The organism is Streptococcus parasanguinis (assembly GCF_964238605.1).
Lineage (GTDB): Bacteria > Bacillota > Bacilli > Lactobacillales > Streptococcaceae > Streptococcus > Streptococcus parasanguinis_AJ.
On record NZ_CAXSMM010000023.1, the window covers coordinates 367 to 1,533 of the forward strand.

1 protein-coding gene is annotated in these 1,167 nt (G+C 41.0%); it reads right to left on the reverse strand.

Going from position 1 to position 1,167, the window contains the following annotated elements; genetic code table 11:
* Nucleotides 1–1,167, reverse strand: a 1,167-nt coding sequence (locus ACESR9_RS10150) for a Spy0128 family protein (protein WP_373106433.1), incomplete at both ends; no start/stop codon positions are given.

Here is a 1,167-nt window from a genome sequence, read left to right on the forward strand (position 1 = left end):
ATTGGCATCTGAGGTTGCTGTCGCTTGACCTTCTCCATATGGGTTGGCAACTGGGGTCACACCATCGGCTTCAAAGAGTCCAAAGACAGCTCCTGCAAGGTCTTGACCGACTAGATTCACCTTATGCAATTGAATATTGTAAAGTTTCAACTCAGGTTTTTCAACAACTGGTGGTGTTGGTGGAATAGCAGTAAATGGTTTATTCACCACATTACCCTTATCAACTACCAAATCTGTCGCAGCAGTTAACTCTGCCGCAGAAACAGTGATTGAAACGTTTGAAAGTTGGTATCCTGCCGGAGCAGTCAATTCTTTAATAACATAATCCTTAGCCTCAAAGCCTACAAAGCTTACAAGACCATTGGCATCTGAGGTTGCTGTCGCTTGACCTTCTCCATATGGGTTGGCAACTGGGGTCACACCATCGGCTTCAAAGAGACCAAATACAGCACCTGCAAGAGCATTTCCGTCAGCGTTAGCTTTGTGCAATTGAATGTTGTACAGTTTCAATTCAGGTTTGTCAACAGTCGGTGGAGTTGGTGGAATTGAAGTTGTTACCAATTTGTTAGTGAATGATTTCTTATCACCATATGCCACAGAAGCTTTGAGTGTATTGCTTGCATCATCTTTTGTGACAGTTACAGTAGCATCAATACTTCCTTCATCGTAGGTCATTCCTTTTGCTTTGCTTTCAGGAATAACTTCTTTAATCGTGTAGTGGAAGGTTTTTCCTGCGTCCTCTGATGAATATGAAATGTCATCAAAGGTTACCGTACCATCTGCAGCATTTTGTTTTGTTTGAAGAACTTTTCCGGTTTCATCCAACAATTGGAAATTGAATTCGCCATTCTTCAATTCAGCACCTTCTAAAATCTTGCTAGCTGAAATTTTAGCTTTTGCTGGTTGAGGAGCCGTATAAGTATTTGAGAAGGTTTTATTATCTGGATAAGCCACATCTGCTTTCAGGTTGTCGCCATCTTTTTTCACCTTAACAGTTACTTGTTTATCAGTCTTGTCATAGGTAATACCTGGGGTATTTCCAGCTACTTCCTTAACAGTGTAAGTGTGTTCACCTTCTTCGGTGTACTCAATTGGTGCAAATGTTACTTTTCCGTTTTTGTTTGTAACAGTTTGAAGCTTGTTAGCACCCTCGTACAATTCAAAGCT